Source organism: Oleiphilus sp. HI0128 (assembly GCF_001635365.1).
Genome location: NZ_LWGG01000955.1, coordinates 1 through 3,209, shown reverse-complemented (window position 1 = coordinate 3,209; position 3,209 = coordinate 1). Strand labels below are relative to the sequence as shown.

4 protein-coding genes are annotated in these 3,209 nt (G+C 42.7%); 1 reads left to right on the top strand and 3 read right to left on the bottom strand.

What is annotated here, in order from left to right; genetic code table 11:
• Positions 1-34: 34 nt before the first annotated feature.
• The 3 genes from A3763_RS15660 to A3763_RS15650 are packed head-to-tail and all read right to left on the bottom strand — an operon-like array spanning position 35 to position 1,946.
• Positions 35-793: a 1-acyl-sn-glycerol-3-phosphate acyltransferase gene (locus A3763_RS15660; protein WP_068508427.1), complete on the bottom strand. Its 759-nt coding sequence runs from the start codon at positions 791-793 to the stop codon at positions 35-37.
• Positions 794-809: 16 nt separating this feature from the next.
• Positions 810-1,598, bottom strand: a complete 789-nt coding sequence (yaaA, locus tag A3763_RS15655; RefSeq protein ID WP_068508425.1) for a peroxide stress protein YaaA — start codon at positions 1,596-1,598, stop codon at positions 810-812.
• Between the two features lie 42 nt (positions 1,599-1,640).
• On the bottom strand, positions 1,641-1,946 hold the full coding sequence (locus A3763_RS15650) for a glutaredoxin family protein (RefSeq protein ID WP_082880485.1): 306 nt from the start codon (positions 1,944-1,946) through the stop codon (positions 1,641-1,643).
• A gap of 126 nt (positions 1,947-2,072) precedes the next feature.
• Between A3763_RS15650 and rdgC the strand changes: the two genes are divergently transcribed.
• Complete coding sequence (gene rdgC, locus A3763_RS15645; protein WP_068508423.1) at positions 2,073-3,005, top strand: recombination-associated protein RdgC; 933 nt, start codon at positions 2,073-2,075, stop codon at positions 3,003-3,005.
• The last annotated feature ends 204 nt before the right edge of the window (positions 3,006-3,209 follow it).

Sequence of the window (3,209 nt, the reverse complement as noted above, 5' to 3'; positions counted from 1 at the left end):
ATAAAAAAACCCGCTCTTGCGGGTTTTTTTATACCTAAATCAGTTTTAATTCTGCACCAATCATTTCCCGAGTACGCCTCGCCAAGCCCTTACGACATAAGGATGCTGAGTCCATAGGTTCCAGATAACGGACATGAGCATACACCTTTTCAACCCTTAGAATACGCTCAAGCGTATCAATAAACGAGTCATCATCTATAAACGCTGGCTCAGGCAAGAGCCGACCAAATTCATCCGTATACTTTAGTGCAACTGGCTGAACAGGCACACCCACTCTAACTGCTGCCTCATAAAACATCGGGAAAAACGGCAACACCTCTGCACCTACCGAGGTCGTTGATTCAGGAAACAGGTGCACTGAACCACCTTGCCTTAAACGCTCTTCAAGGTAAGGAATTGAGCGATACGCTTCAAATTTATTGGTTCTATTAATATAAATAGACCCCATTCTTTTGGTAAAGGTCCCCAGCAAAGGCCACTCTTCCAAATCATGCCGCGCAATAAAACCTACAGGCCTGAGATGATTAAAAACAATCGTATCGAGCCATGAAATATGATTTGATACAAACAAACCGCTTGCTTCCATGGGGGAGCCTTCGACAACGACCTCCGTATTCATTGAACGAACCAGATCCTCAACCCACAAGGTAAACAGAGCGTAATCATTAAGCTCGTTTTGGTCAATTTTAGACACTTGCGGGAATTGATAACAAGCACCAATAAAAGCACTACCCGAGAGTAAATTCGCGAGCAGACGAGAGAAGCGCAACCCTTGGCGCGCCCTATTCTTCACAACACTAAACACAACCTTACTTCTGCGCCTCCGCTACACTCTCACTTCTAGTAAAGACCCAATCAGTGCCACTGGACTCACTCTCTGAGTATTGATAACCCGCGTAGTCAAAACCCTTTAGATCTTCAACGCTTTGAATATTATTATCAGCAGCATACCTGACCATTAAGCCTCGTGCTTTTTTGGCATAAAAACTAATGATCTTGTATGTGCCTTTCTTCTCATCCTTGAATATAGGGGTAATCACCTTTGCCTTAAGCGACTTAGGCTTGATTGATTTAAAATACTCGTTGGATGCTAGGTTAACGAGAACCTCGTCACTCCCCTCTAACTCCCGGTTAAGTGACTCTGTCAGCATCTCTCCCCAAAACTCGTAAAGATTCTTTCCGCGTGTATTTTCAAGCCTGGTTCCCATTTCCAAACGATATGGCTGCATCAAATCCAAGGGGCGCAAAATACCATACAAACCCGAGAGTATTCTTAACTTTCCCTGAAGATATTCGACACTAGCACTATCCATAGACTCGACTGCTAACCCCGTATATACATCCCCCTTAAAGGCATAGACAGCTTGCTTTGCATTCTGGGCCGTGAACGGAACAGTCCAATCTTTCATTCGCTGCACATTTAAATCTGCAATCTTTTCACTGACACTCATTAGCTTCATTAGCGCAGCGGAATCTACTTTATTTAAAGCGTCAACCAGATGCTTTGATTCATCTAGAAAATCAGGCACAGAAAACTCATCACTAAAACTCGCTGACTCGAAATCCAGCGTTTTTGCAGGAGACACAACAATAATCATACTAATTCACATCTAATTCATTAAATTGACTAAACCGAAACCCTATTTAAGGCAGCGGCACATAAACTCATAAAGTGATTGAACATCAAAAGGCCATTCAAGCTCCAGGGATTTATCATGGGATAGCAAAACAGGTATCCTGGCGCCATAGCGATCAATTAAGGCATCATCGTCTGCAATATCGACCGACTCCAGTTTAAAAAAAAGCGGCTTTCCATCCGAATCAAAGGACGATGCTGCAAAGTTTTCAGCCATTTGCACATGCAAGGCCTGAGCTACCGCAAGCGCCTCATCACACAAGTGACAACCAAGTGTCGAATACAAATAAAAGACTGGGCAGGTGTTCAATTTGAAACTCTTTTTAAATATTTTCAATAATTTAAGCAATCTATTTAAAGTATTTTATACTATACTTTTGCTTTACATCTTATTAAGAAAGAATATCTACATCTAACTGAAGGCCTGAATATACTTATGTGGTTTAAAAATATCCTGTTTTATCGCTTTACTAAACCTTTCGAACTATCAAGCGAAGAATTAGAAAGTAAACTTGCTGACTCACCATTTAAACCCTGCGGCGCGAACGACATATACCAACTAGGTTGGTCCAGCCCTTTGCAAAAGCATTCCGAGCAACTGGTACACGTTAACCAGAATTACTGGATGATCTGCCTTCAAAAGCAAGAGCGTATTCTACCTAGCTCTGTGGTCAATGAGCAATTACAAGAGAAAGTAAATGAGATCGAGGAACAACAGCACCGCAAAGTTACACGCAAAGAAAAAACTGAGCTAAAGGAAGAAATCACTAACCTCTTACTACCTAAGTCTTTCACCAAGACATCGCGCTATTTCGCCTACCTTTGCCCTTCGAAAGGCTACCTTGTGATTAACACTTCATCAGCCAAATTGGCAGATGAACTGACCAGCTATTTACGCAAAACAATTGGTTCACTTCCTATTCGCCTACCAGCAGTTAACCAGGCCCCAAGCTCGATCATGACACACTGGGTCACCGAGCCAAGCAGCCTACCAAGCTTTATGACTGTAGGCTTAGAATGCGAACTTACATCACAAGGTGAAGAGAAAGGATCTATTAAGTATAAAGGCTTGGAACTCGATCAAGAACAGATCGACCAACAAATCAAATCAGGAATGGAAGTCACCAAACTTGCTGTCGAGTGGCGCGAGTCACTAACACTATTATTAGGCTCTGATTTAAGTGTGAAGCGCATCAAGTTTGGCGATATGCTACAAGATCAACTTGACGACATGAACGCCGAAGATGCCGCCAGCATGTTTGACGCTGGCTTCACCATTATGACGGCAGAGTTCGACAAACTAATTCCAGAGATCCTGGAAGCATTCGGCGGTGAAGATACCAGCGCAGTGATCGAAGAATCGAACTAACTGTCGGCAACGCTGAGCACATTGGAATAGCGGCAATCAATAGCCGCTATTCAATCTCTTATACAAAAGCAATAAACAAAAAAGCACTCTAAACTTGCGAACAAGCCTCTAGAGAATACCCTTTTCAATAACTTCCTGACGAATACCAGACCAGGCACCTTGAATCTTCTTCAAGTGAGAAAGCACCTCTTCCAACATTTCTAG